The sequence below is a fragment of the Shewanella eurypsychrophilus genome (assembly GCF_007004545.3).
Classification (GTDB): domain Bacteria; phylum Pseudomonadota; class Gammaproteobacteria; order Enterobacterales; family Shewanellaceae; genus Shewanella; species Shewanella eurypsychrophilus.
Map to the genome: position 1 here is coordinate 2466011 of NZ_CP045503.2, position 26485 is coordinate 2492495.

The following is a 26485-nucleotide window of genomic DNA, read 5'->3' on the forward strand; positions in this document are numbered from 1 at the left end:
TGTCAGGTGCGCTAGACAATAATAAAAGGGATCATGACTATGAGTACGGGAATGCAAGCAAGGGAAGTAAAGAATGTCGCTGATGCCAAGGCCATAATCGAAGAGCGAGGATTGAGTCATATCAAAGTAGGGGTGTTTGATAATGATGGTGTCATGCGTGGTAAATATATGTCTAAATCTAAGTTCTTCTCTTCATTAGAGAAAGGTTTTGCATTTTGTGATGTGGTCCTTGGTTGGGACATGAAAGATCAGCTTTATGACAATGCAAAGTACACCGGATGGCACACCGGCTATCCGGATGCACCAGTGAGAATTTTGCCCCAGACCTGTCGTGATGTGGTCGATGAGCCAGGCATGCTGCTGTTTATCGCCGAGTTTGCTGAGGAAGCTGAAGTTGTTTGTCCACGAGGTACTTTGAGGCGGGTGATTGAAAAAGCAGACAAAATGGGCCTCAAAGCGTTCGGAGCGCTTGAATATGAGTTCTTTCTTTTTAATGAGACTCCTCATTCAATTCGTGAGAAAAACTACCGTAATTTAGAAACCGTGACACCGGATTGGTTTGGTTATTCGATGATCCGAAATTCGGTGCATTCGGACTTGTATGAGGCGATTCTTGGGATGGGGGAAACCATGGATTTCCCCATTGAAGGTATACATTCAGAGACGGGGCCGGGGGTTATTGAGGCCGCAATTGCTGTAGATGGCGTTGAGGCTGCAGCCGATAAAGGTGCGCTATTTAAGACCTATATGAAGGTATTGGCACAGAAAAGGGGCTTGATGGCCACTTTTATGGCGAAATGGTCCGGTGATTATCCGGGGCAGAGCGGTCATATTCATCTCTCACTGCAGGATATAAATGGTCAGTCAGTATTTTTCGACCCCAGTCAGCCCCACAATATGAGTAAACTACAGCGTCATTTCCTCGCCGGACAACAGCAGTTGATGCCGGAGTTTCTGTGCATGATAGCCCCAACTATCAACAGTTATTCACGTATGGTTCCCGGATTTTGGGCGCCGACCGATGCCACCTGGGGCGTCGAAAATCGCACCACGGCACTCAGAGTTATCCCTGGCAGCGCCAAGTCTCAGCGAATTGAATATCGATTGGGCGCCGCTGACGCTAATCCATACCTTGCTTTAGCCGCCGCGCTGGCCAGTGGCTTATACGGCATAGAGCATCAACTCGAACCTCAAGCTCAAGTCAAAGGTAATGCCTATGAACAGCAACATGATGCCTCTCTTGCACTCCCTGGTACCCTTTGGGATGCCGCGCAACGATTCAAACAATCCAAGGCGGCGAAAGAGTGTTTTGGTGAGCAGTTTGTCGAGCATTTCGCCATTAGTCGTGAATGGGAGGAGCGAGAGTTCAGGAAGCATGTCAGTGACTGGGAGATGGAGCGGTATTTTGAGATCATCTAATCGCTCAGGCATTTAATCTTGATTGGCTAATGAGTTACGTCAGTGGTGTTAAGCATTTTTTGTACTTTTTAATGGGAGCTCAGTGCTAAATGAACATGTCACAGCAAGAAAAAATATCAGATGACGTCAGTGAAGCCGCTAAGGTTCAACAGACTGTCTCCCCCATAGATGGCAGCGTCTATTTGACCCGAACGCTAGCCGATAAGCAGCAAGTGGATACCTGTGTGAAACTGGCATCTCAGGCATTTAATGGCTCAGCAAAGAGTTGGAAGTTGACTTCGTTGGCGACCCGCAAATCCCTTTGTCAGGCAGCTGTTGATATTTTACTGAGTCATAAAGAGGAGATAGCCCAAGAGCTAAGCTGGATGATGGGCCGACCTATACGCTATGGTGCTGGCGAGCTCGCCGGCGTAGCTGAGCGCAGTGAGTACATGATAAGCGTGTGTGAACAAGCTCTGGCAGACATTGAATGTGCAGAAAAACCGGGTTTTACACGCTTTATAAAACGTGAAGCCTTAGGGGTTGTGCTAGTGATAGCACCATGGAATTACCCCTATTTAACCGCGATCAATGCCATCATCCCTGCGCTACTGGCTGGCAATTGTGTGATTTTAAAGCATTCAGCTCAAACACCTCTGTGTGCAGAGCGACTGTTTGATGCGTTCACTAAAGCCGGTTTACCACGGGGTGTATTTCAGTATTTACATATGGATCATCAAGATACCGCAGCACTGATTGCTAACGAACAGATAGCCTATGTGGCGTTTACGGGATCGGTATTTGGTGGTCAAATGGTAGAAAAGGCCGCTCAGGGGCGTTTTATCGGCGTTGGACTCGAGCTTGGTGGTAAAGATCCGGCTTACGTGCGTCAAGATGCCGATATTGAAAATGCCGTGTCAGCACTAGTGGATGGTGCATTTTTTAATTCTGGTCAGTCATGTTGCGGTATTGAACGCATCTATGTCCATCAGAGTGTCTATCATGAGTTTGTCACTCAAGCCGTGGCCTTAACCAAAGAGTATAAATTAGGCCGTTCAGATGATCATAAAGTGACATTAGGGCCTTTAGTTAAAGCGGCTGCGGCTGATTTTGTCCGTGGCCAAATAGCTGAAGCCGTCACTCAAGGCGCGGTTGCTCACATTGATGAAACCTTGTTTAATTTAAGTGAGCCTGGAACGGCATATCTTGCCCCACAGATTTTAACCAATGTGACCCATGATATGCGAGTCATGACTGAAGAGTCCTTTGGTCCTGTGGTCGGGATCATGAGTGTAACTGATGACACGCAGGCGCTTGAATTGATGAATGATAGTGAGTTTGGATTGACTGCCAGTATCTTCACTCGCGATATCAGTCAAGGAATCGCACTCGGTGAGCGGCTCGAGACTGGCACATTCTTCTTGAATCGTTGTGACTATTTAGACCCATCTCTTGCCTGGACAGGCGTTAAGCAGTCTGGTCGAGGCTGCAGTTTATCAACACTGGGTTTTGAGCCGTTAACCAGGCCTAAGTCATTCCATATCAAACATAATTAACAAAGATTTGATGGCTCAGGGCGACTGAAACCGCAATCGACAGGAATAATACAATGGAATTAACGGCAAATTGGAATTACCCAACAGCGATCACTGTGGGTGATGGCTGCATTAAGCAGATCGCTTTCGCGTGTATTGAGTTAAAGATGTCGAAGGTGTTGTTGGTCACCGATCCAGGCTTAGCAAACTTACCTATGGTAAAACAGGCGGTCACACTGTGCCTAGATGCAGACTTAGCTATTGAAGTGTTTTGTGATATTCAGGCTAATCCCACCGGAGAAAATATTCGAACGGGTGTTGAAGTGCTAAATAGAGGCCAATTTGATGGGGTTATTGCATTTGGTGGCGGCTCTAGTTTAGATGCTGCTAAAGCCATTGCCATGGTAGCTAGGCAGTCATTATCACTTTGGCAAACAGAAGATATTGGCGATAATTGGACTCAAATTAATTCAGCGTTAATGCTACCCGTTGTCGCTGTGCCCACCACCGCAGGCACCGGCTCAGAAGTTGGCCGAGCATCGGTGATCACAGACACAGACAGTGACACTCACGTAAAACGAATTATCTTTCACCCTGATATGTTGCCGGGTCGAGTATTGCTCGATCCGCGCCTGACAACGGGCTTACCTGCCAATATCACAGCGGCAACAGGACTCGATGCCTTATCTCATAATTTAGAAGCGTATTGTGCGCCTTTTTATCATCCGATGGCCGAAGGCGTTGCTATCGAAGCTATTAGATTGATAAAGGAGTTCCTGCCTACCGCTGTGGCGAACGGTGAGGACATTGAGGCGCGTACTCAGATGTTAGTTGCATCAACGATGGGCGCTACCAGTTTCCAGCGAGGGCTTGGGGGAATGCATGCTATCGCGCATGCTTTAGGGGCGCTATATAACAAACACCATGGTTTGTTAAATGCTATTTTGATGCCCTATGTCCTACTTAGAAATCGCTCGGTGTTAGAGGGTCGGATCACGCGCTTAGCGCGATACTTAGCGCTTGACGATGCCAGTTTCGATGGTTTTTTAGACTGGATATTAGCCATCAGGAAAACATTATCAATTCCTCATTCGTTAGCTGAGATTGGTATCACTTTAGACGATAGTGTACTGATTGGGGAGATGGCTGTAGCCGATGCCACATCAGGGGGAAACCCCATACCGCTAACCGCTGTACAATACTCCATGGTCTTTAGCGACGCAGTAAAAGGGCAGCTTGACTAAGATGTGTATTATATGAAAAGCAATAGGCGTTTATATGACTCACCACGAAGCAGGAGAGCGAAATGAACATTGGCATCTTACAGTGTGATGACGTCACTGAAGCGTTACGAGAGAAGCATGGAAATTATCCTGAGATGTTTGCTCGCTTGTTCAAGTCGATTGAGGTTGATCTCGAGTTTAATGTTTATCGAGTCATAGATGGGGAGTTCCCCAAGTCGATTGATGATTGCGATGCTTATATCACCACAGGTAGCCGCTATGGTGTGAATGACATCGATGAATGGATACAAGACTTACAACAATTTATCTGTAAGCTGCACTATTCTCGCAAAAAATTAATCGGGATCTGTTTCGGGCATCAAATGATGGTTAAGGCACTCGGTGGGGTGGTTGAAAAGTCAGATAAAGGCTGGGGTGTTGGAATTCATACATCCCGAATGACCCATATTCAAGATTGGATGGAGCAAGGCCGCAATGAAATATCATTGGTTGTTAGCCATCAAGATCAAGTGAAACTCCTGCCTCCAGATGTGATAATTTTAGCGGCAAGTGAGTTTTGCCCTTACTATATGATACAAATTAATCAGCATTTTATCGGAATTCAGGGTCACCCCGAGTTCAGCAAAACCTATTCTAAAGATCTTATGCATGTTCGTCGTGATAGGATCCCCCACGAGCAAATCGAATCTGGGATAGCGTCTCTCTCTTTACCCCTAGATGATAAGTTAGTGACGCGGTGGCTTATCAATTTCATTAAATAGCCGTTAAGTGAGTAAATATTAAACCTTAGTATCGATTTTTAAACGCGAGTGGCCGACAAGGGATAGTGACATAGGTTATAATTTGAATTTGCTGTTGCTAAAAAGTATATGACTTCTAGATCATATTTAGATCATATTATTTTTCATGCGTTATTTGATTCGTTTTAACAGCTTTTATAACACCACGCTTCACAGCCATTGACGCTGTGGCAAGCGTTATTTCACCTTATAGTTTGTGGTAATAGATGACTGAACGACAAAAATCCCCTGATGAACTGACTATCTTGTCATTAGATACGTGTACCGAATCTTGTTCGGCCTCGTTAATGGTTAAAGGTAAAATATTTTCTGAATTAGCCGTGGTTCCGCGTGAGCATAGTCAACGGATATTACCTATGGTTGATAGTGTGTTATCGCAGGCTAATATCAAATTAGCTGATGTTGACCTTATCGCATACGGTCGAGGACCTGGTAGTTTTACAGGGATCCGTATCTGTACTAGCATGACTCAAGGGCTTGCATTGGGCCAAGATATTCCTGTCATTGGCTTATCGACGCTACAAACGATGGCTCAAGCCGTTTATGATGATCAAGGCGCAGAACAGATAATTGCAGCCATTGATGCCAGAATGGGCGAAGTATATTGGGGACAGTTCATCGTTATTGATGGTATTGCTCAAGGGATTGGCCGAGAGTCGGTTATTGCCCCTGATCTGGTTAGGCTCACTCAGGAAACAGAAGGGACTCTTGTCGCAACAGGCACAGGTTTTGATACTTACCCAGAGCTACTTGAGCTCTCAAGTCACATAGTGCCAGCCGATAACATTAAATTTCCGGATGCAAAATCTATGTTAGCTTTAGCAAAGCAAGGGTATACTCAAGGATTATCGACCACAGTAGACGAACTTGCCCCAGTATATGTCAGAGACACCGTTTCCTGGAAAAAACTACCAGGGCGAGAGTAAGGCTCTGCTGGCTATTTTGTGATGGGTGATTAGGCTGTTAAATTAAGGGAGTATTATGCAGATCCAAGCCAGTATTTTTGATGCTCCTCAGACCAAAAGCCCAACATTGGTGAGTGTTGAACAAGCCAATGCGAGTCACAACGTTGAGGCGCAAGGCCCCGTAGAAGGGGTTGAAAAGGCGCAAAACATATCGTCTAACGATATGGCTAATCAAACAGACTTGCTAGATAAGGACGTTCTTCAACAAGGCCAACACTCAGAGCCACAACTACCTACCCAAGAGCAAGTCGCCTCTCGTGTCGATGCCAAATTACAATACGAGAAACAAACTCAGTCCAATGATAGTGCCGTGGCCCAATACTTAACAACACAACATGCCCAAGAGAGAGAAGCCATTCAGCAGATGGTAGGTATCGATATTTATGCTTAATCAAACGGGGTCAATGACGGCTCCTCATTCAGCTTCTAAGTCTGGCGCTCCTACCCGCGGACGTTTTTTAATCGAGTTGTTAGTCGCATTACTGATCACCCGCCTGCCTTTTATTAGTGTGCCTTTTAAATGGCTAGAGAGCTATTTTCATGAGCTATCTCATGGTATCGCTACTTTATTAACTGGCGGCGCAGTGAGTCATATTCAGCTTTTTCCAAATGGTGCAGGCCTATGTTTCAGTCAAGGCGGCTGGCCCGTCGTCATTGGCTTTAGCGGATATTTTGGAGCAGCGCTTTGGGGCTACTTGATCTTTATTCTGGCGACCTGGCCGAAAGGAATACGTGTTAGTTTCGCTGTATTAGGCTCTGCTGTTGTTTTGACGACGCTGTTATGGGGACGAGATTTACTGACAATCTCTATTCTGGCAAGCTTAGCGGTATTATTTTTGTTGCCACTAAAATTGAATAGAAATCGATTTATGGGCAGTGGACTTAGGGTGATGGCTTTGATGATCATGCTCAACGCCTTAGCGAGCCCCACGGTTTTATTGGGGCTCAACGGTAAAGGCGATGCGGCCATGTTGGCTGGAGCGACTTGGATCCCAGCTTGGATTTGGGTATTTATCTGGCTAGCTATCAGTGCCTTGATGATTTTCCTATGCTGGCAACGTGTTGATCGTGCAGCTTCAAAAAATTCAAAATAGTGCTAATGAATCGTTTTTAATCTTTTCTGTAACATTTCCTCACCATTTTCAGTCACTCACTCGAAGATATACAGGTAAACCCACTTGGATTTACCTGTATGTACTGATAGCTTGGGATCAAAATTATCATCGACAAGGAAGCAATAATGAAAAACAGCACGCTTTTAGCCAGTTTAATTTTGACTGCGACAGCCAGTACGGGGGCCATTGCACACTCCTCGGGGCATGAGGCTGTATCTTTACAGCAAGTGGTGAGCAGTGACTTCAGACAAGATAAGAATGCCAGTCGCGATAATTACCGTCATCCAGTAGAGACGCTTAAGTTTTTTGAAGTCAAGCCGACTGATACAGTCATTGAGCTCTGGCCAGGGGGAGGCTGGTATGCTGAAATACTTGCTCCCTATCTTGCTGCTGATGGTCAATATGTTGCGGGAAACTTTAATACTGAAACAGAAGACGAAAAGAAAAAGCAGGGTTATCGAGTCAAGGCTGGCAAAAAGTTTGAAGGTTGGCTTAACGATAATCGTAGCTCGTTAGGCCAAGCCACTACTGTGACGTTTGAGCCACCAAAGTTCTATAGCCTCGGCAATGAAGGCAGTGTGGATACTGTACTGACGTTCAGAAACCTGCATAATTGGGCGATGAAGGGTCACTTACAACCAGTATTCGAATCAGCGTATAAGGTGCTTAAGACTGGTGGTACATTTGGTGTGGTAGAGCATAGAGCCAATCCGGGAATGGATGCCAAAACTGGTTATATGGATGAAGCTGAAGTTATCGCCTTAGCTGAGAAAGTAGGCTTTACACTGGTTGCTAAGTCTGAAGTTAACGCCAACAGTAAAGATACAAAAGATCACCCAAAAGGTGTCTGGAGCTTACCGCCTAGACTGGCTTTAGAAGATCAAGATAAAGAAAAGTATCTCGCCATTGGTGAGAGCGATCGCATGACGCTAAAATTTATCAAAAATAGTCAATAATGACCTGACATAGAGAATAAACTGTGGCAATCTCTCGCCCCCTAAAGAGACTTGGGTTGCCACAGACCTACGGGTATCAAATCACTCTTCATATCGCTCAATTAAACGTCTTAGTCAAAATCAAAATAATTTGCACAAGTGCTAGAAAACTTGTTTAGCGGGCTATTAACAGATCTGTCAACTGGCTGACGATATGAACGACCAAAGGAGATCGATTTATGCGGCATTCAAGTGCAGAGGGAAAGGAAATTGAATTTCAATTGCCTCATATACGGCTTTCAGGAAGGCATTGGGGCAGGGCTGATAAACCTTTGTTATTAGCCCTTCATGGTTGGCTGGATAATGCCAATAGCTTCGAGCCGCTGGCTAAGCATTTACAAGATTATCAAATCTTAGCGATAGATTGGCCTGGCCATGGCTTTTCCGAGCACAGACCAGGTGCATATCCTTTGCATTGGATAGATTATCTGTATGATCTTGAAATATTGATAGACAGAATTTCTGAGCAACAAACCTTGGCTGGACTTATTGGACATTCTTTAGGAGGCATAGTTGCTGCTGCCTATACTGCTGCCTTTCCTGAGAGAGTGACTAAATTAGTCTTGATGGAAGCGGTGAGTCCCTTGTTTGAGTCTGCATCGAAGAATAACCAAAGATTAAGGACGAGTTTTGTTAGTCATCTTAGATGGGCTAAGAAGCGTGCCGCTTTACCTACTGTTTATGATTCAATAGAGGTCGCCATTAAGGCAAGATCAAGGTTAACAGGTCTTGAAGAGAAGTGGTGCAGGCTGCTAGTTGAAAGAAATATGCAACAACATGACATAGGTGTGAGTTGGCGAAGCGATCCTAGATTAAAATTAGACTCGCCGATTAGATTGACCTTCGAACAAGTCGATGCCTTGATGACTGATCATGATGTTGAGACATTGTTAATTACGGCCGACGCAGGTTATGAACAGATAACCACTTTATTACCTAAGGCTGAAGTATGGTTTAATCGTCTCTGCCATGTGCAAATATCCGGCGATCATCACCTACATATGGGTAATGCGCGAGCCGTGTCTGAGTCAATTGATCTATTTATGTCTCAATGAAGAAATTAAGATAGCAAAATAGGGGCTAGGTTTTTTACTCTATTTATGTGATGATGATCTAAATTAAAACGCCTGTATGAATTGAGCGTTGATTGAAAAATAATTAAAAAACAGATTTTTGTTTGCTGATTAGCAAGCAGTTATAGACCAATAGGTTTGTATCCACTGGATGTGGAGATTTAGGAGAGACTTGTGGAACAGATTTGGATTAATAATTTACCGGATGATGTACCCTCTCAGATCGATGTGGAGCAATATGACTCACTCGTCGATATGTTTGAGACCTCAGTATCAAAATTCGCCGACCAGCCTGCCTTTGTTAATATGGGGGCGACGTTAACCTACCGTAAGCTCGAAGAGCGTAGTCGTGCTTTTGCCGCCTATCTTCAAAATGAGCTTAAGCTAGAAAAGGGCGACAGAGTAGCCATTATGATGCCTAATCTGTTGCAATATCCTATTGCACTTTTTGGTATTTTACGTGCTGGCATGGTGGTGGTTAATGTCAATCCACTCTATACACCCAGAGAATTAAAGCATCAGCTGAACGATTCTGGTGCGAAAGCGATTATCGTGGTGTCCAACTTCGCGCACACGTTAGAAAAAGTTGTCGAGCAAACGCCTGTTGAGAGCGTTATTTTAACTGGACTTGGTGATCTTCTTAGCGCGCCAAAGCGTACCTTAGTGAATTTTGTTGTTAAATACATTAAGAAAATGGTACCGAAATACGACTTACCTCATGCAATTTCAATGAGAAAGGCCTTGAGTAAGGGGCGTCGCATGCAATATGTGAAGCCGAAAATTGTTAATCAAGATTTAGCTTTTTTACAGTATACCGGCGGTACAACAGGTGTGTCTAAAGGTGCCATGCTGAGTCATGGTAACGTAGTCAGTAACTTGCTTCAGGCGAACGCGGCATACTCTCCTATGCTCAAAGATGGTAAAGAGTTTGTTGTAACGGCATTGCCGCTTTATCATATCTTTGCATTGACAGTAAATTGTCTGCTCTTTATGCATAAAGGTGCCAATAACCTACTGATAACCAACCCAAGGGATCTCCCCGCATTTATCGGCGAGTTGAAGAAGCATTCTTATACGGCGATCACTGGGGTGAATACGTTATTTAATGCGCTAGTTAATTCAGAAGAGTTTAAGCAGCTGGATTTTTCACACCTCAAGCTTTCAATAGGCGGGGGGATGGCTGTTCAAGGCGCGGTTGCGGAAAAGTGGCAAAACATTACCAAGACTAAGTTACTAGAAGGCTATGGCCTAACAGAGGCTGCGCCTTTGGTGACTTGTTGTCCCTATAACCTCGAAGGTTACAATGGAGCAATCGGTTTTCCTGTTGCTATGACAGACATTCAAATTCGTGACGACGATGGTAAGGTGTTACCTCAAGGCGAAATTGGTGAACTCTTCGCTAAAGGCCCGCAAATTATGCAGGGATATTGGCAACGACCTGAAGAAACTGCCACAGTCATCGATAAGCAGGGCTACCTAGCTACGGGTGATATCGGTTACATGGATAAGCTAGGGTATTTCTATATTGTTGATCGTAAGAAAGATATGATTTTAGTCTCTGGTTTTAACGTCTTCCCAAATGAAGTGGAAGAAGTGATTGCCATGCATAAAGATGTGATTGAAGTCGCAGCGGTTGGGGTACCTAACGAGCTGTCTGGCGAAACGGTTAAGGTATTTGTGGTGCCAAGTGATAAATCTTTAAGCGAACGCGATATCATTAACCATTGCCGTGAGCATTTAACGGGATATAAAGTGCCTAAGCTGGTAGAATTCAGGGATGAGCTACCGAAAACCAACGTAGGTAAGATCTTACGTAGAGAGTTAAGGGATGAGGTTAAGTCAGCTTAAACCTGTTCCTGAATATATCAACTCTTGAAGCCGGCTATATGCCGGCTTTTATTATGGTTACGCCACGATCCCTGGGAGAATAATTTGTTAGCGTTTGAATATATAAAGGATGATGCGAGATTAACTGAGCTCGTGTCGCAATATCGCCAGAGCCATCTACTGGTAATAGATACTGAGTTTGTTCGCACACGTACTTATTATGCCCGCTTAGGTCTGATCCAAGCATACGACGGCAAAACGTTGGCTCTTATCGATCCTGTGGCAGTCTCTAATTTGTCTGAATTTTGGGACTTGCTTGTATTACCTGAAATAACCACTGTACTTCACTCTTGCAGTGAAGATTTAGAGGTGTTTGCGCGAAATGGTCAATGTCAGCCATATAAACTATTTGATAGCCAGATAGCGGCATCATTATGTGGCTTTGGCCATGGGCTGGGTTATGGCAAGCTGGTAGAGCAAACGTTAGACATTAGTCTAGATAAAGGCGAGTCACGCACTGACTGGATGAAGCGTCCCTTGAGTGAGGCTCAGTTAAATTATGCCGCGAACGATGTTTATTACCTCTATAACCTTTATCCTCAGTTGCTGGAAAAACTTGAGCAGCAAGGACGATTAGATTGGGTCTACGAGGAAGGCGCACGTATGACTAATGGTCGGCTCGCGGCGCCTAATGTCGAGCAAGCCTATCTCAAGGTTAAAAATGCATTTCAGTTAAGCTCTAGGCAACTCGCTTTTCTAAAAGTATTGGCTCAGTGGCGCTTAAAGCGAGCCATCACACGTGACTTAGCGGTAGGTTTCGTCGTTAAAGATCATGCTTTGATTGCCTTAGCTAAAAAGCAGCCGAAGAATAGTCAAGAACTGTTCAATATGACGGAGCTGACAGAGCAAGAAAAGCGAATTCACGGTAAGGATATTCTCGCTTTACTGCAGACTGCAGATGTAGAGAACCCACCGAAAACTATCGATGTTATAGCACTAAAAACGGGTTATAAGACGTCGTTTAAAGCGATTAAAAACTGTTTAGTCGCTATCGCAGAAGAGCAACTTGTACCGATCGAACTATTAGGTTCAAAACGCCATATTCATGAATACTTACAATGGCTTTGGGATGGTAAACAGGGTGATGCACCTTTACTGCTGTCAGGGTGGCGCAAAGGGCTTGTAGAAGCTAAATTGTCAGAACTGGTATTATCAAACATCTAGTTTTAATCTGAAAATAAATAAAAAAAACGCCGTGTCATTACTGATACGGCGTTTTTATTAGTAGATAAAATCTTAGTTACTTTTCAGGTAACGTCACGTTTAATTCGAGAACAGATAACTTATCATCGTTTTGGTCTAATTGTACTGAGACTTGATCTGTGTCGATCTTGACATATTTTCTGATGACATCAATAATTTCCTGCTTCATTTGAGGAAAATAATCAGGAGCATCACGTTCACCACGTTGATGGGCAACGATGATCTGCAATCGCTCTTTTGCCGTCGATGCAGTACTGGACTTCTTTTTTGTTTTGAAATAATCAAGTAAAGACATAATTAGCTACCAAATATCCTTTTTAAGAAACCTTTCTTCTCTTCTGTTACAAAGCGTAAAGGTAATTCCTGTCCTAGTAAACGTGCAACACTGTCACTGTATGCTTTTCCTGCGTCACTTTCTTGATCCATGATCACTGGCACGCCAGAGTTAGATGCTTTCAATACTGCTTGAGACTCCGGGATCACACCGATAAGCGGTATCGCTAAGATCTCCTCTACATCTTCAACACTGAGCATTTCACCAGTAGCAACACGAGCAGGAGAATAACGAGTCAGTAATAAGTACTCTTTTACGGGCTCTAAACCCTCTTCTGCGCGCTTAGATTTACTCTGTAACATTCCTAGGATTCGATCTGAATCGCGAACAGAACTCACCTCAGGATTGGTTGTGACAATTGCAATGTCGGCAAAATACAGTGCCATCATAGCACCGGTTTCGATTCCAGCTGGCGAGTCACAAATAATATATTCAAAATCTTTGGATAAATCTTGTAATACTTTACCAACGCCTTCCTTGGTTAAGGCATCTTTATCTCGGGTCTGTGAAGCGGGTAAAATAAATAATTTGTCGCAACGCTTATCTTTTATCAAGGTTTGGTTCAAATTAGCTTCACCATTGATTACGTTGACGAAGTCATATACAACACGACGTTCGCAGCCCATGATTAAATCTAAATTACGTAGTCCTATATCAAAATCGACAACGACAGTCTTATGTCCCTTCAATGCCAAACCTGTAGCAATAGCTGCACTGGTAGTTGTTTTACCAACGCCGCCTTTGCCTGAGGTGACAACAATAATTTGCGCCATGTGTTGTTCTATCCTTATATCTGTCTTTTAAAGTGGCAAGGCTTCGATAGTGAGAGATTCACCGTCTAGCCTAATGCAACCACTTTTCGTTGTACTATTTGCTTGTATATTTTCAGTAAGCCAATATTGCCCGGAGATCGAAACGAGCTCTGCTTCAATAGATTTGGCAATAATAACAGCATGTTTATCGCCGGCAGCACCTGCCATAGCTTTGCCTCTTAACGGGCCATAAACATGAATACTCCCGTCTGCAATTAACTCTGCACCGTTACCAACAGTTCCGACTACAATCAAGTCAGCATTTTTTGCATAAACCTGCTGGCCAGAACGGACATTTTGCTTAATGATTTTTGTGGTCTTAGGTAGCTGAGGTTGATTCGTTGATTGCTTACCTGATTTTATTTGCGCTAGGCCAAGCTGCTTAGCTTGTACAGCAATATCAGTGATCGCAGCAGTGATCCCGACAATGACGAGTTGCCTTGAAGTGAGCAGATCTTTGAGCGCCGCAAGATTATAATCAGGATCGGTAATCGCACTAAGATTGACAACCAAAGGGGCGCCAATAAAAAACTGCGGGGCGATAGCTAATTTGCTATCTAACTCTGCTGCGACTTTGTCCAGATCAAAATGATTGATATGAAGCACAGAAAGTGTAAAAGAGGAGCCTTTCAACTCTAGGCTGGGTTTCTGCATTCCGATATTGCTCTTTATAAATAATCAGCGCGAACGCTGATATGCATTATATTCCTAACCGTCCATGTTATAGTGTGACTCAATAGCTGGCAAGTTGAATAGTTTGGAAAGTTGGTAGTATATGATCTGTGCGGTATATAAGAGTCGTTGTAAAGCTGATAGTTATCTTTTTGTCGAGAAACGCAACGAATTTGAGCGTGTCCCTGAACCATTAATGGAAATGTTTGGTACTCCGACTTTGGTGATGATATTACCCCTGTCAAAGAGAGACCATTTAGGCTTTGCAGATATTAATAAAGTTAAAACTGAATTGGTAAAAAACGGATATTATTTACAATTACCCCCTCCAAAGGTTAACTTACTCGAACAGCATAAAAAAGAGATCGGCTATAGTAGGGATTAATAGTCAAAGGGAAGGGTATGGTGCTAAAAAAATTGAGTTTGTCTTGGGTATCATTATTGGTGACTTCGTTACTGTTAATGCCTACCGTTAGTGTGTTGGCCAGTGACAATCAATCCGTCACTAATTTCAATGACTTTTTGTCTCAGTTAGAGCAAGAGGCTAAAACATTAGGGATCAATGAATCGATACTGGCATCTACCTTTTCACAGATAAAACTGTTTAAGCAATCTACCCCCCCAAGGGTTCATGATAAAAACACTCAAGTTGCAACCCGCCCGCAGACTCTTGAAACTTATCTTCCTGAAATAATCACAGAAGCCAATGTGATCACTGTAAGAGCTATGTACAAAGAACATAAGACAGAGCTCGACGCTTTAGGTGATAAATACGGGATTCAACCTAGATTTATACTTGCATTATGGGGCATAGAGTCCAATTTTGGCGCTCAACGAGTCTCCTATCCAGCGCTGTCTGTCATAGCATCTTTGGCATATCAAGGGGATCAAGCGGACTTTTATAGGGCTGAATTTTTTGCTGCACTTAAGATTCTGGCTCAAGAACAGCTTGAGTATCGTGATTTAAGGGCTTCAAGAACCGGCGGAATAGGGCAAACCCAAATGAAGCCGAGCCAGTACTTGGCACATGCCCAAGATGGTAACGGTGATGGTAATAAAGATGTTTGGAATAGCTCTTTTGATGCCATGGCTTCAGCCGCAGCATTTCTTCAGCATTCCGGTTGGAAAATCAAAGAAACATGGGGTCGACAGGTGAGAACGCCTGAAAACCTGGATATCAGTTTAGCGTCTCTGTCTGTGAAAAAAACCTTTCCTCAATGGTCTGCTCTTGGTTTGACACGCTTTGATGGTAGCAAATTACCCAATCGCTCAGATATGCAAGTTTCTCTTATCATGCCTGATGGAGCTTCTGGTCGAAAATATCTGGTTTATGATAATTACCGAACACTGCTAGCGTGGAAGTCTTCAGATTACTTTGCTATATCTGTGACAAATTTATCCGAAAGAATTAAATATCCGCAGATTGATTAAAGGCAGTCATGTTCATTTGAGAGCACTCAGGTTCGATAATGCCTGCGGTGTTCTTCTTTTGTGCAACAGACAAGCCAGATCCTGTTTGAACAACTTCAATGATTTATCCATATAGTGTAAAATAGCCTGCGAAAGTAGGCTTTTTTATAGAATCAAATAATGGCATTTTGGAAAGAAAAAACATTAGCTGAGATGAATACATCTGAGTGGGAATCTTTGTGTGATGGTTGCGGTAAATGTTGCTTGAATAAGATCATCGATGATGAGACTGAAGAGCTGTACTACACCAACGCTGCATGTAAACTGCTTGACCCTCATGAGGCACATTGTATTCATTACACTCAACGGTTTAATTTCGTGCCATTATGCACTCAAGTGACAATAGATAATGTTGCTGAATTAACTTGGTTACCGGATAGTTGTGCCTATCGTCGACTCTATTCAGGCAAGTCATTACCGAGCTGGCACCCTTTACTGACAGGGTCTAAGAGTGAGATGCACCAACAAGGAATGTCGACCCAAGACAAAATCACTTGTGAGACAAAAGTGAAGTATATGGAAGATCATATCGTACTCTGGCCACTGAAAGATCTGGATTAAACGGTTTTTAATACTTTAAAAAAAACGCCCATCAGGGCGTTTTTTGATCTGACAGCTAATGGCGCTATCGGGCTTTATACCGATTGGTATTAGTTGCCGATAATGCTGGAATGAAGAAGATGGCAAGGGCAATGAGGTAAGCTGCAAAGGCGCCTATCATATATTGACCCATGGTTATTCCCATCATCTCCCACGGTATATCACTGCACATGCCACTTGGCATGAAGATAGACGGTAGCCATTCGTGTAGTGGCATCCAAGCAGGGAATTCAGGTAAGAAAGAGCAGGTAGAGAAAGGTGATGGGTTCATCTGCATATCTACAAGCTCAAGTGCGAGCTTTAACCCCCAAACGGCACTAATACCCCAGCCAATCAATGCCAAAAGCCTAGCAAAGCGGTTTCTATGGCCAATAACACCGATTAAGCCCGAGGCAAAAATACCTAATATGGCGAGTCTTTGATAAATACACATGACACATGGGTCTAGCTTCATCACATACTGGAAAAAGAGGGCACAGAGTTCTAATCCTAGCGCTGTGCCGCCAAGGATTAGCCACGCCATACGTGATTGAGCAAAACGAGTCATTGGGTTCAAAGCATATTCTCCATAATGTTCTTTAAAATATATCTGCAATTGCTGACATTATTTGTGCAATAAAAAAACGCCCGTAAAGGGCGTTTATAGGACTTTTATGAACCCAAAAAGTTCATTCAGTTGTCATAATTAATGACTAGATATAGCACCGTTAGCGACTTCTTTGACAGTATGATGAATAATCATTTGCGAGTCATAGAAATACTGGGTCATATCCTCTAGGAAACCAAATTGAATCGTCAATACACCAACAATAGATAACACAATGGTGTAAGGCAAAGCCATCCATACCATACGACCATAGGATAGTCTGACTAATGGCGCAATGGCCGAGGTCAATAGGAATAGAAACGCAGCTTGTCCGTTAGGTGTTGCAACAGATGGCAAGTTAGTGCCTGTGTTAACTGCGACCGCAAGTAGGTCGAACTGATCACGAGTGATCTGGCCGTCAATCAATGCCGATTTAAGCTCATTAATATAGACGGTGCCAACAAACACGTTATCACTGACCATAGACAATAAGCCATTAGCGATATAGAAAATCACTAACTGAGTATTACCTTCATAACTCAATGCCCATTGAATGACTGGAGCAAACAGTTGTTGATCGATAATGACACCGACAATAGCAAAGAATACCGCTAATAGCGCTGTAAATGGCAATGCTTCTTCGAAAGCTTTACCTAATGCATGTTCATTAGTCACACCATTAAAAGCAGTGGCAAGAATAATGACAGATAGACCAATCAGACCCACAGAGGCTAAATGTAATGCTAGACCTAAGACTAACCATACTCCAATAATAGCCTGGACAACCAGCTTCATCTTGTCGTGTTTAGTTCGGTGTGCATCTTCATAAGCATCATAATCAGATAAGATTTTATGAACGGCGTCAGGAAGCTGGACTCCATAGCTAAAGACTTTGAATTTTTCGACAAGAAAACATGTCATAACACCGGCGATAAACACTGGCACAGTGACTGGTGACATACGAAGTGCAAATTCTGCGAATTGCCAGTTGGCCTGAGCTGCAATGATTAAGTTTTGCGGCTCTCCAACCATAGTACATACGCCACCTAAGGCAGTACCCACACCTGCGTGCATTAATAAATTACGCAAGAAACCGCGAAATGCCTCTAACTCATCCTCACAAAGTTGATTGCCACCTTCATCAGTGTGGTCGTGATCTTCAGCAAAGTTTTTCCCTGAAGCGACTTTATGATAAATAGAGTAAAAGCCGACAGCGACTGCGATGATGACAGCGATAACCGTTAGCGCATCCAAAAATGCGGATAGGAAGGCTGACGCAACACAAAACATCAAAGAGACAACCACTTTTGAGCGGACTTTGGTGATCATTTTAGTGAAAGCAAATAATAATAATTGCTTCATAAAATAGATACCGGCCACCATGAAAATTAGAAGTAGTAATACTTCTAAGTTAGCTTCTATCTCATGTAAAACTTGGTTAGGTGATGTCATTCCTATGACCACGGCTTCAATTGCAAGCAAACCACCGGGCTGAAGCGGGTAACATTTTAACGCCATAGCTAAGGTAAAGATGAACTCAATAACGAGTAACCAACCTGCCGTAAAGGGGTCAATATAGAAAATAATTGGATTGATGATTAAAAAAGATAAAATCGCGATTTTGAACCACTTAGGTGAATTACCTAAGAAGTTATCAATAAACGCCTGACTCATTGTCACAGGCATGGCACCCTCTCAAATTGAAATTATATTATTGTAAGTATAAAGCTACAGTCTATTAGAATCGCCACAGTTTAGCCTAAAGAAAGCATTTAATTAATACCTTACTCACATCTAAAGCTTAAAATTGTCTTAAAAAATAGCTTTAGATAGCAAAAAAGTACTAAAAAGGTGATTCGAAATGGATTTTGTGGTTTTTTGAAGGATTAAACTTTGATCTTAGCCAGTATTACTTCAGATAAGGTTTCCATTTTTTGAAGCTCTGGTATGATCAGTTATCAAAATAACCCTAACTAGAGTGGGAAAATTACCCTGATGACAATTGCCCCAAAAGCTCCTACATCGTTAAAGTCCACCGACATTATTGAAGCTAAAGGACCGGCGAGCTTTGCTGAGAAATATATTGTTCGATCAATTTGGGAAGATAAATTTCCCCCAGGTACGATTTTACCTGCAGAGCGTGAGTTATCTGAGCTGATTGGAGTGACCCGAACCACCTTAAGAGAAGTACTCCAGCGTCTAGCACGAGATGGCTGGTTAACCATCCAACATGGCAAGCCAACCAAAGTTAATGATATTTGGGAAACATCTGGCCTAAATGTCTTAGAGACTATCGCGGATCTTAATCCGGCTGGTGAGCCTGTGCTACTCGAACAGTTATTGTCAGCACGAACCAATATTAGTGCCATTTACTTTAAAGGGGCGGTTCGACACAATCCAGACAAAGTATTAGAAGCCCTAGAGCAACTGATTAATTTAAGTGATGATCCCAAGGCTTATGTCGAGTTCGACTATCAGTTACATCACTGTTTAGCCTTTAACTCAGGTAATCCACTTTATGTACTCATTCTTAATGGGTTTAAAGGTCTATACAGCCGTGTAGGCGAAGATTATTTTGCCATTCCAAAAGCTCGCGAGTTAGCCTTTGAGTTTTATGAGGCATTGAAGCAGCTAGCTGTAGATAAGAATCACAACGCTATCCCAGCATTGATGCGCAGCTATGGTATTAACAGTGGTAAAGTGTGGCAAAAGTTTAAAAACTCTCAAACTGAGCAGGCTTAACGCCTGGCAGCGTGAGAATGATGAAACAGTAAAATGCTTCTTTTATGAGGCATTTTTTTACTTGAAAATAAGTGGTTCTCACCATTTACACGTTTATTTAGCGATTTAGCATAGGTTGAAGTTTAATCAATATCGAAGTTGTAATAGATATCTAATGATTGCTCTATCGTGCCAGAGACGGTTTCTAAATAGAGTTGTGATAACAGGTAGTATCTTACCGTCATCTCATAACCTGGATTAAAAACACCATAGCCGTACTTGACCATGAGGTCATCGCCAATAAAGCCACTGATCGCTACGCGTCCATCATCATTGGCATCGAGCTGCACATTCGAAAAACCTAATTTTTCAATCAAGCCAGTCGCAGAGTCGCCAATATTGTTCACTGCTCCCCCCCCTATTTGGTTCGTTAAGGTGAGAGCCGCCCCTAACATTAAACCGCTATTTTGAGCATTATCATTGCTGTGGAATCCAGTCCCCTTAATGATGTAGGAAAGGATCTCTGCTTGCTCTTTGGCGGGGGAAGAGAAAAGCGTAACGACAGGTTTGAGCGGTGTGCCTGTGATCCTGACCCCAGCAACAACATCCTCATCTTTAATTTCTCTGACAGCCTCAATATTGAGATTTGGCACTTCTAATGGGCCAATAAATTGTACTTCACCCGCTTTGATGTCTAGAGTTTGCCCCATAAATTTATATTTCCCATCAATAACACGGATATCGCCGTATAGGAGTGGAGGCTTAAATGCTTCTTGTTTTAAATCTAAGGTGCCGATTAATTTTCCTCTCAATCCCATACCGTCAATGCGTAATTTATCGGAAATATTTATCTTGATATCTGTGGTTAGGGCGACCGGGCTTTGGTTTACCACACCTGATGAGGTACGGTCATTGAAAACAACATCTTGGGAAACAGCGACACCGCCTTCTGGTAATTGCACTATTTTGATATGACCCGATGGCACATCGATGGCTCCAACCACATCAAAACTGTCTTTATTGAAATTTAACGTTAAATTTGGAGATAAATTGACGATGGCAAACGGTGGTTGAATAATGGCTAGATTGTCGCCATCTAATTTAATTGCGCCTTTGAACTGTTCTGCGCTCCAGTCAAGACTGCCAGACAGTTCTGCTTGGCCTTCCCCCATTTGCCATTGACCTTCTAGGATCGCTTTTTGTCCTGATAATGACATCGATATTTGAATGTCTTCCAGTAAGGTTGGATTAGCAGCAGCTAAGAGTTCGCCATTTTCTAGCTGCAACTTACCTGAGATGCTCGGCTTTGCTAAGGTACCTGCGATCTGCAACTGGCTTGAAATATTTCCTTCTATAGTCTCTAGTTGGGGCAAAAATTCTGATAGAGCCTTAAGGTTAATCTTATGTAGCCTTGTATAGCCGGATAAACTTCTGTCTGGCGTGACAGAGATATCCAGTTTACCTTCCCAGCTAGCAATGTCATGAGAGTCAAATTGTAGCCGAGTCGACAGGTACTCTTCATCAAGTCTTGCCTGTAATGCCAGGGTTTTATAGCCAATATCAACATTACGATTATTATCATTTAAGCTGAGGTGGCCAGGCTCAAAGGCTAAGTCTAGTGCCCCTTGTGGTTTTTGGTTCTCGGCCCATATGATGTGAGAGGTTAATTTAGCCTGTGCTTGCCATAAAATATTATCAGGTAATAACGGTGCTAAAATGGCACCAACATCACCTTCAAATAATAGACTGGCATCACCATTTTCACCGAGTTCAGCGGGGTCATCTAAACAAAGTTTGCCGTTGAGGTTAAATAAGCAAAACCTTGTAACAAGACCTGTTTGCTTGAGGTTATCCCAACTAACGGTCAAAGCATCTTCTAGGGACCAGGCCCCTAAGAAAGAGTCGATATTGAATGCACGAACTTCTGCCTGTAGGGTTTCAGTTTCACGATTAAAATTGGAATAGACCTTAGTGTTAACTTGATAGTCTCCTCTGGTTTCAAGTCTCAACTTTTGTTTGTTTTCGTCTCCTTTTACCCCCAGCGTGATGGAATCTAGCTTTACTGAATCGTAATTGAGGTTTCCCGCTCTGACTGATAATGCAAAATCTTGATTATCAAGAGGACGATAAGTACCTTTTATTAAGGCGTGATCCAATTGAATGTCTGTATACTGCAATTGCTGAACATCCGCATAGATGAAGACTTCAGGGTGTTCATTTTCACCAGAGACATTTATCTTAGCGTTAATACTGCCGGATGAATCAGCTTGCCAAAGGTTGAGATCGGGAATATCCAAATTAGCGTTAACAGCCCAATTTTCATCGGCTGTACCGGAAATGGTCAATACTGACTGTAGAGCGCTGAAGGTTAAATTTTCGGCACTAAGATTAAACTTCTCATTTAAACTCAGATCACCAATAAGCTCAAAGGGATAGCCTTGGATCTCTCCGGCTAATTCAGAGCGTGATATCGCAACATGCCATTGACTATCCTTAACCTGACCTTGAGTGCTTAATCTGCCACTAATGAAGCTTTCCGGTAATGGATTTTCCAGCATTAATGCTAATTGCTGCATATCGAAGTCGATCGTATTGATATCAGCATCCCAGCTAATGATGTTGCCGTAGCTGATATGTCCAGATGCTTCTACTTCGCCAATCAAGCCTTTTGCCCTAAGGTGGGATATGTCAACTCGGGAGCCACTATGGGTTAATTGGGTATCGACATTCAGTATGGGGTGATAGGGGGTATTTACTCGTCCTGAAAAACTCACCTTTTGACTATCTGTGTTACCGCTAGTTGATAACTCAATGTCTTTGGCTGAATAAGTATTACTATCAATAGGCCAACCAAGTTGCCGAGCGGTTAGAGATAGCTGATAAGCTAATCTGGGTTCGGCAAGGGCTATATCGCCATTGAGGCTAAAATCGACATCCCCTTGTCCCTTAGCCTCAACGCTTAGTTTGTTGAAACCACCTGATACATTTAGGTTTAGATGCTGCTGACTGAGGCTAGGTACTTCTTTGACATTACTGGCATTTATGTCGGCAATAAAGTCCATTGGGTAATCATCGATAAGGGATATTTCCCCTTCGAGAATGACATTACCGTAGGTATGCTCCACGAGGAGCTTTTCGACGTGAATGAGGAAGCTATGATAACTGGCTTCAAATTCAATTTTATTAAAAATATCGTCTCGCTGCCCTAATCTGAGGTGGCTGTTGTTCAGTGAAACCTGTTCGGCAAAAACTGGAATGGGCATAAACACTTGGGGCAGGTTTGCCATGGTCCAGCTCTCAGCTTGTTCATTTTTATCTTTAGATTGCTCAGCTGAATCGCCCGATAAAGGTATATCGACCAAGAGGCCATTGGACGTTAAATAGTTAACTCTTATTCCAGTAGCTTGCCACTGCGCTCTTGTTTGTAGTCGAGTGGCATTGAAATGCATATCATCGACTCTGACTTTTACATTGGCTAAATCGGCTTTAGTGAGGTCGATGCCAAAGGGGAGGGTGATCTCTTCATGGATATCATCGCCAGCTTCTTCAGCTTGGATGTGTGTGTTTACTTTGTGGTCCGCATTTGGAATCGGCGACGAATTAGCTTTAATACCTGTTTCATCTTCTTTAGCAGGAATAGAAGTGTCTACGTCGACAATGACTCTCGAGGCTGATAATTCATCCACGCAGAGCTGCTTACGCAGTAAACATAAGGGGTGCCAATCGAGGACTAAGTCATCAAGTTCAACTGAAACGCCAACCATTTTCCAGTGAACATTTGTGAGTGATAATCTGTTGTTGATCGCGCCATCGACATAGGTGATATCTAAGTCTGGTACTAAGCTATCTGCAACAAATACCGTTATGCGACTACCGAAATCGGTACCAATCAAGATGGCGACAGTGATCAGTATGCCTAAGGGGATATATATGACAGTTCGACAAAAACCTTTGAAACTGCGCCAAAGTACGTATCGTCGATTCGATTTTACTGATGATGCTTCATCTTGTTGTTCAACTTGATGGGTCATAGTTCGGCTCCCATCGTTAAGTGGATCCGCCAAGACCTATCTACCGTTTCTGTTTCTTTGAGTCCAACACCAAGATCTAGCTTAATGGGGCCGATTGGAGAGATCCAGTGTAGTCCTCCGCCGACAGAGACAATAGGTTCAATTTGATTAACATCGAATGCGTTACCCGCATCGATAAAGGTACCTACGCGCCATGTCGGGGTGACATAATATTGGTACTCGACACTGCCGACCATTAGATAGCGTCCACCAACAACCTCTCTTGCCTTATTGCCTTCACTATTTTCATACTCTATGTACGGACCAAGCTCTTGATAACTATAGCCTCTGATACTCTGATCGCCACCAGCAAAGTAGCGCAATGAAGGGGGTATAAGCGCTAAATCCGCTTCATCGGCTAAGTTCACTCCTAAGTCTAAGCGGGAGACAATTCTGTGCTTATCGAAAAAAGTCTCAATCCACTTGTATTTTGTCTGTAGTCGAGTGAGCTGGATAGCGGATCCCAAATTAGGATTAGCATACTCAATACTATAATGCTGAAAAAAGCCCGACTTGGGATCTAAGGTATTATCTCCACGACTCGTTTTGGAGATGCTGGCACCAAACAGTAAAAACTCAGGAGAATAATCAATGTCTGATTGGGTGTAATACTCTTTCATCCCTTCAACGGAATAGCTGAGTAGCCAGTTGTTACCCAGTCTTTGTTGTCGGATCACGGCAAGTAAGCCTTTACTGCCCTCAAGCTCACCTGTGTTTGAGTATTTATTTTCATCAGCATCATAGACTTGAGTGACGCCATATTTATCCCTGAGCATACCAAAACGAAATTTGAGCTGGTCATCTAAGGGATGGGTCAACGGGATCGTGTAAGTGGTGAGGTATTTTGGGCGGTCGGGAGACCATTCCAAGCTGGTTTCTTGAGAGTGACCATAGTTGTTTATCTGTGGAGTACGCCAGTTAATACTGACCCTAGGCTCTAATGTGTTGTCTGTCGTATTACCTATATCGACACCAAGACCTAACTCAATGGAGTGGCTGGGTTTTGGGCTTAATTCAACTTTTATGGGTACATCAAGACCTACCGCTTTATCTATCTGAGGTAATACCTTGATATTAGAAAAGTAGCTGGTGTCTAGTAACTCTCTATTTAACCGCGATAAACTTCCAGTGCTATAGGGTGAATTGTCTTCGAAAGGGATGAGTTCATCCAGAAAGCCATCTTGCAGAGTATGACCATCGAAACTCACTGCTCCCATATGGTACCTAAGGCCGGAATCATAATGCAGGGTGATTTTTGCTGTGTTCATATCGCGGTTTACTTCGATGGAAGACTTGATGTATTTTCCGTCAAAATAGCCTCTGGCCACAGCGAGAGTGATGAGCTGAGATTTTACCTGCTCATATACACCATGATTGAGTTTGTCACCCGGTTTGATATTAAGATTATCTAGCCATTGTAGGATAAATGAGTCATCGAGTATTTCACCATCAAAATGTAAGTCAACCCACTCTATTAACGTCGGTTTACCAGGTGTTATGGTCAATGATAATAGCCAAGGAGCGTCTTGGTTATTATTTACTTCTTGGTGTATTTTTGCGTGGTAATAACCTAAAGAGTTTAGCGCGGCATTGACATTATCTTCAGCATTGAAAACAAATGCCCTACGTTGAACCTTTGAGGTGGGTAAGGTCCCCAAATGTGCCTCAATATTGCGGGTCAGTGACCCACTTACCCCCGTTATTTTAAGGGTGAGGAGTTCACTAGCCATCACCGAGGTTGTACACAGTACATTGCACAACATTAAGAGGCTTAAAAATCTGAGGCGAATAGAAAACAAATGCAAAAATGGCGCTCTAATCTAGTCAATAAGAAATACTGTCTTTATTGTCTCTATATAATTGATTTCTAGCAAGCTGATGATTGTAATTAAATGAAAAAATGGTTACAAAGAGTGCAAATAAAAAATAAAGGACCTCTCTGTGAAAAATAACAACGTTTTTTGGGCTGTGCTTCTTACCCTCTCAACGCTTTCAGCGCCTTTCTCCTGGGCAGATGATAAGCCCATTTCGATTGCAATACACGGTGGTGCAGGCACCATTAAGCCGAGCAGTTTTACGCCTGAAAAGGAGCAGGCTTATCGCGAGAAGTTAAAAGAAGCGGTAGATGCAGGTTACGCCGTTTTAGATAAAGGCGGCTCGAGCCTAAATGCGGTTACATCAGCCATTAATGTTCTCGAGAATTCGCCATTCTTTAATGCGGGTAAAGGTGCGGTATACACGCATAACGAACAGCATGAGATGGATGCATCTATTATGGATGGTCAAACCATGAATGCTGGCGCCGTAGCTGGGGTTAAGCATATCAAGAACCCCATTGATCTGGCGCGTCTGGTCATGGATAAATCGGTTCATGTCATGCTCTATGGTGAAGGCGCCGAGGAGTTTGCACTCACTCAAGGTGTGACCTTAGTTGCTAATGAGAGTTTCGATACTCAACATAGATACGAGGCATTGCAGCGCGCTAAGGCTAAGATGGAAAAAGCCAAATTCGAGAACAAGGATTATCTCGCAGCCCATAGTGAACTCGACACCGAATATAAAGTGGGTACCGTTGGCGCAGTGGCGCTCGATAAACAAGGCAACATCAGCGCGGGGACATCGACCGGTGGAATGACTAACAAGCGTTATGGTCGTATCGGCGATTCACCTATTATAGGTGCTGGAACCTATGCCGAAAATGGTGTTTGTGCGGTATCCGCAACCGGTCATGGTGAGTATTTTATTCGTTATCAAGTGGCAGGGGATATCTGCGCCAAGGTGAAATACCAGAATAAATCTATTATCCAAGCGGCTGATGAAGTCATTAACCAGCGTCTAATCACGGCTGGTGGTACTGGTGGTGTGATAGCCATTGATCATCGCGGTAATATTGCCACGCCATTTAACACCGATGGAATGTATCGCGCTACTCGTAAGAATGGTGAAGAAGCACAAGTGATGATTTGGCGAGATAAGTAAGCCCAATATCGATGGGTATAAAAGGT

23 protein-coding genes are annotated in these 26485 nt (G+C 43.2%); 16 read left to right on the top strand and 7 right to left on the bottom strand.

The window, feature by feature from the left end; all coding sequences use genetic code 11:
* Positions 1–51: 51 nt before the first annotated feature.
* The 11 genes from FM038_RS10435 to rnd all read left to right on the top strand — a co-directional run bounded on the left by FM038_RS10435 (position 52) and on the right by rnd (position 12176).
* Positions 52–1419, top strand: coding sequence for a glutamine synthetase family protein (locus FM038_RS10435; RefSeq protein ID WP_142870873.1), 1368 nt, complete (start codon positions 52–54; stop codon positions 1417–1419).
* An 89-nt stretch (positions 1420–1508) separates the two neighbouring features.
* The gene (locus FM038_RS10440; RefSeq protein ID WP_223293048.1) at positions 1509–2954 is read left to right on the top strand and encodes an aldehyde dehydrogenase family protein; all 1446 of its coding nucleotides are present in this window, start codon (positions 1509–1511) and stop codon (positions 2952–2954) included.
* Positions 2955–3007: 53 nt separating this feature from the next.
* Positions 3008–4177, top strand: a complete 1170-nt coding sequence (locus tag FM038_RS10445) for an iron-containing alcohol dehydrogenase (protein ID WP_142870734.1) — start codon at positions 3008–3010, stop codon at positions 4175–4177.
* Positions 4178–4239: 62 nt separating this feature from the next.
* Positions 4240–4938 (top strand): glutamine amidotransferase-related protein, encoded by a 699-nt coding sequence (locus tag FM038_RS10450; RefSeq protein ID WP_142870733.1) that lies wholly within the window; start codon positions 4240–4242, stop codon positions 4936–4938.
* 245 nt (positions 4939–5183) lie between these two features.
* The gene (gene tsaB / locus FM038_RS10455; RefSeq protein ID WP_142870732.1) at positions 5184–5903 is read left to right on the top strand and encodes a tRNA (adenosine(37)-N6)-threonylcarbamoyltransferase complex dimerization subunit type 1 TsaB; all 720 of its coding nucleotides are present in this window, start codon (positions 5184–5186) and stop codon (positions 5901–5903) included.
* 55 nt (positions 5904–5958) lie between these two features.
* The gene (locus tag FM038_RS10460; RefSeq protein WP_142870731.1) at positions 5959–6333 is read left to right on the top strand and encodes a hypothetical protein; all 375 of its coding nucleotides are present in this window, start codon (positions 5959–5961) and stop codon (positions 6331–6333) included.
* The gene (locus FM038_RS10465) at positions 6326–7036 is read left to right on the top strand and encodes a M50 family metallopeptidase (protein ID WP_142870730.1); all 711 of its coding nucleotides are present in this window, start codon (positions 6326–6328) and stop codon (positions 7034–7036) included. Before FM038_RS10460 ends, FM038_RS10465 begins: the two co-directional genes overlap by 8 nt.
* 146 nt (positions 7037–7182) lie before the next feature.
* Positions 7183–8013, top strand: a complete 831-nt coding sequence (locus FM038_RS10470) for a class I SAM-dependent methyltransferase (protein ID WP_142870729.1) — start codon at positions 7183–7185, stop codon at positions 8011–8013.
* A gap of 218 nt (positions 8014–8231) precedes the next feature.
* Positions 8232–9107 carry an alpha/beta fold hydrolase gene (locus tag FM038_RS10475; protein WP_142870728.1) on the top strand — a complete coding sequence of 292 codons (876 nt, stop codon included), beginning with the start codon at positions 8232–8234 and terminating at the stop codon, positions 9105–9107.
* 192 nt (positions 9108–9299) lie between these two features.
* Complete coding sequence (fadD, locus tag FM038_RS10480) at positions 9300–10973, top strand: long-chain-fatty-acid--CoA ligase FadD (protein ID WP_142870727.1); 1674 nt, start codon at positions 9300–9302, stop codon at positions 10971–10973.
* Positions 10974–11057: 84 nt separating this feature from the next.
* Complete coding sequence (rnd, locus tag FM038_RS10485; RefSeq protein ID WP_142870726.1) at positions 11058–12176, top strand: ribonuclease D; 1119 nt, start codon at positions 11058–11060, stop codon at positions 12174–12176.
* A gap of 76 nt (positions 12177–12252) precedes the next feature.
* On the opposite strand, the gene minE is transcribed toward rnd, so the two are convergent.
* From minE to minC, 3 genes are read right to left on the bottom strand one after another with little or no spacing between them, the layout of a single operon-like run.
* Positions 12253–12510, bottom strand: coding sequence for a cell division topological specificity factor MinE (minE, locus tag FM038_RS10490; RefSeq protein WP_142870725.1), 258 nt, complete (start codon positions 12508–12510; stop codon positions 12253–12255).
* Positions 12511–12512: 2 nt separating this feature from the next.
* A complete protein-coding gene (gene minD, locus FM038_RS10495) occupies positions 12513–13322 on the bottom strand; it encodes a septum site-determining protein MinD (RefSeq protein WP_142870724.1) in 810 nt (269 codons plus the stop codon).
* A gap of 27 nt (positions 13323–13349) precedes the next feature.
* Positions 13350–14015 carry a septum site-determining protein MinC gene (gene minC / locus FM038_RS10500; protein ID WP_142870723.1) on the bottom strand — a complete coding sequence of 222 codons (666 nt, stop codon included), beginning with the start codon at positions 14013–14015 and terminating at the stop codon, positions 13350–13352.
* A 121-nt stretch (positions 14016–14136) separates the two neighbouring features.
* Between minC and FM038_RS10505 the strand changes: the two genes are divergently transcribed.
* From FM038_RS10505 to FM038_RS10515, 3 genes are all read left to right on the top strand, one after another.
* Complete coding sequence (locus FM038_RS10505) at positions 14137–14418, top strand: YcgL domain-containing protein (RefSeq protein ID WP_195873247.1); 282 nt, start codon at positions 14137–14139, stop codon at positions 14416–14418.
* A 17-nt stretch (positions 14419–14435) separates the two neighbouring features.
* Positions 14436–15464, top strand: a complete 1029-nt coding sequence (locus FM038_RS10510) for a lytic murein transglycosylase (protein WP_142870721.1) — start codon at positions 14436–14438, stop codon at positions 15462–15464.
* 159 nt (positions 15465–15623) lie between these two features.
* Positions 15624–16064, top strand: coding sequence for a YcgN family cysteine cluster protein (locus tag FM038_RS10515; protein WP_142870720.1), 441 nt, complete (start codon positions 15624–15626; stop codon positions 16062–16064).
* Positions 16065–16128: 64 nt separating this feature from the next.
* Here the strand turns inward: FM038_RS10515 and dsbB are convergent, their stop codons facing one another.
* Together dsbB and nhaB are read right to left on the bottom strand one after the other, a co-directional pair.
* Complete coding sequence (gene dsbB / locus FM038_RS10520) at positions 16129–16659, bottom strand: disulfide bond formation protein DsbB (RefSeq protein ID WP_195873248.1); 531 nt, start codon at positions 16657–16659, stop codon at positions 16129–16131.
* 129 nt (positions 16660–16788) lie between these two features.
* Positions 16789–18375: a sodium/proton antiporter NhaB gene (nhaB, locus tag FM038_RS10525; RefSeq protein WP_142870719.1), complete on the bottom strand. Its 1587-nt coding sequence runs from the start codon at positions 18373–18375 to the stop codon at positions 16789–16791.
* Between the two features lie 309 nt (positions 18376–18684).
* Between nhaB and fadR the strand changes: the two genes are divergently transcribed.
* On the top strand, positions 18685–19431 hold the full coding sequence (gene fadR / locus FM038_RS10530; protein WP_142870718.1) for a fatty acid metabolism transcriptional regulator FadR: 747 nt from the start codon (positions 18685–18687) through the stop codon (positions 19429–19431).
* A 122-nt stretch (positions 19432–19553) separates the two neighbouring features.
* On the opposite strand, the gene tamB is transcribed toward fadR, so the two are convergent.
* Both tamB and FM038_RS10540 read right to left on the bottom strand, forming a co-directional pair.
* Positions 19554–23441, bottom strand: a complete 3888-nt coding sequence (tamB, locus tag FM038_RS10535) for an autotransporter assembly complex protein TamB (protein ID WP_142870717.1) — start codon at positions 23439–23441, stop codon at positions 19554–19556.
* Complete coding sequence (locus tag FM038_RS10540; RefSeq protein WP_185965676.1) at positions 23438–25243, bottom strand: autotransporter assembly complex protein TamA; 1806 nt, start codon at positions 25241–25243, stop codon at positions 23438–23440. The genes tamB and FM038_RS10540 overlap by 4 nt, the downstream gene beginning before the upstream one ends.
* 205 nt (positions 25244–25448) lie before the next feature.
* Between FM038_RS10540 and FM038_RS10545 the strand changes: the two genes are divergently transcribed.
* Positions 25449–26459 carry an isoaspartyl peptidase/L-asparaginase family protein gene (locus FM038_RS10545; protein WP_419555642.1) on the top strand — a complete coding sequence of 337 codons (1011 nt, stop codon included), beginning with the start codon at positions 25449–25451 and terminating at the stop codon, positions 26457–26459.
* Positions 26460–26485: the final 26 nt, after the last annotated feature.

Bases quoted from the DNA above. Each gene is read 5' to 3' on its own strand.
- FM038_RS10515 (WP_142870720.1), top strand. From the start codon at position 15,624: ATGGCATTTTGGAAAGAAAAAACATTAGCTGAGATGAATACATCTGAG.
- FM038_RS10460 (WP_142870731.1), top strand. From the start codon at position 5,959: ATGCAGATCCAAGCCAGTATTTTTGATGCTCCTCAGACCAAAAGCCCA.
- minC (WP_142870723.1), bottom strand. From the start codon at position 14,015: ATGCAGAAACCCAGCCTAGAGTTGAAAGGCTCCTCTTTTACACTTTCT.
- FM038_RS10435 (WP_142870873.1), top strand. From the start codon at position 52: ATGCAAGCAAGGGAAGTAAAGAATGTCGCTGATGCCAAGGCCATAATC.
- FM038_RS10510 (WP_142870721.1), top strand. From the start codon at position 14,436: ATGGTGCTAAAAAAATTGAGTTTGTCTTGGGTATCATTATTGGTGACT.
- FM038_RS10470 (WP_142870729.1), top strand. From the start codon at position 7,183: ATGAAAAACAGCACGCTTTTAGCCAGTTTAATTTTGACTGCGACAGCC.
- FM038_RS10475 (WP_142870728.1), top strand. From the start codon at position 8,232: ATGCGGCATTCAAGTGCAGAGGGAAAGGAAATTGAATTTCAATTGCCT.
- FM038_RS10450 (WP_142870733.1), top strand. From the start codon at position 4,240: ATGAACATTGGCATCTTACAGTGTGATGACGTCACTGAAGCGTTACGA.
- FM038_RS10445 (WP_142870734.1), top strand. From the start codon at position 3,008: ATGGAATTAACGGCAAATTGGAATTACCCAACAGCGATCACTGTGGGT.
- FM038_RS10505 (WP_195873247.1), top strand. From the start codon at position 14,137: ATGATCTGTGCGGTATATAAGAGTCGTTGTAAAGCTGATAGTTATCTT.
- minD (WP_142870724.1), bottom strand. From the start codon at position 13,322: ATGGCGCAAATTATTGTTGTCACCTCAGGCAAAGGCGGCGTTGGTAAA.
- fadR (WP_142870718.1), top strand. From the start codon at position 18,685: ATGACAATTGCCCCAAAAGCTCCTACATCGTTAAAGTCCACCGACATT.
- FM038_RS10465 (WP_142870730.1), top strand. From the start codon at position 6,326: ATGCTTAATCAAACGGGGTCAATGACGGCTCCTCATTCAGCTTCTAAG.
- tsaB (WP_142870732.1), top strand. From the start codon at position 5,184: ATGACTGAACGACAAAAATCCCCTGATGAACTGACTATCTTGTCATTA.
- tamB (WP_142870717.1), bottom strand. From the start codon at position 23,441: ATGACCCATCAAGTTGAACAACAAGATGAAGCATCATCAGTAAAATCG.
- FM038_RS10540 (WP_185965676.1), bottom strand. From the start codon at position 25,243: ATGTTGTGCAATGTACTGTGTACAACCTCGGTGATGGCTAGTGAACTC.
- FM038_RS10440 (WP_223293048.1), top strand. From the start codon at position 1,509: ATGAACATGTCACAGCAAGAAAAAATATCAGATGACGTCAGTGAAGCC.
- nhaB (WP_142870719.1), bottom strand. From the start codon at position 18,375: ATGCCTGTGACAATGAGTCAGGCGTTTATTGATAACTTCTTAGGTAAT.
- minE (WP_142870725.1), bottom strand. From the start codon at position 12,510: ATGTCTTTACTTGATTATTTCAAAACAAAAAAGAAGTCCAGTACTGCA.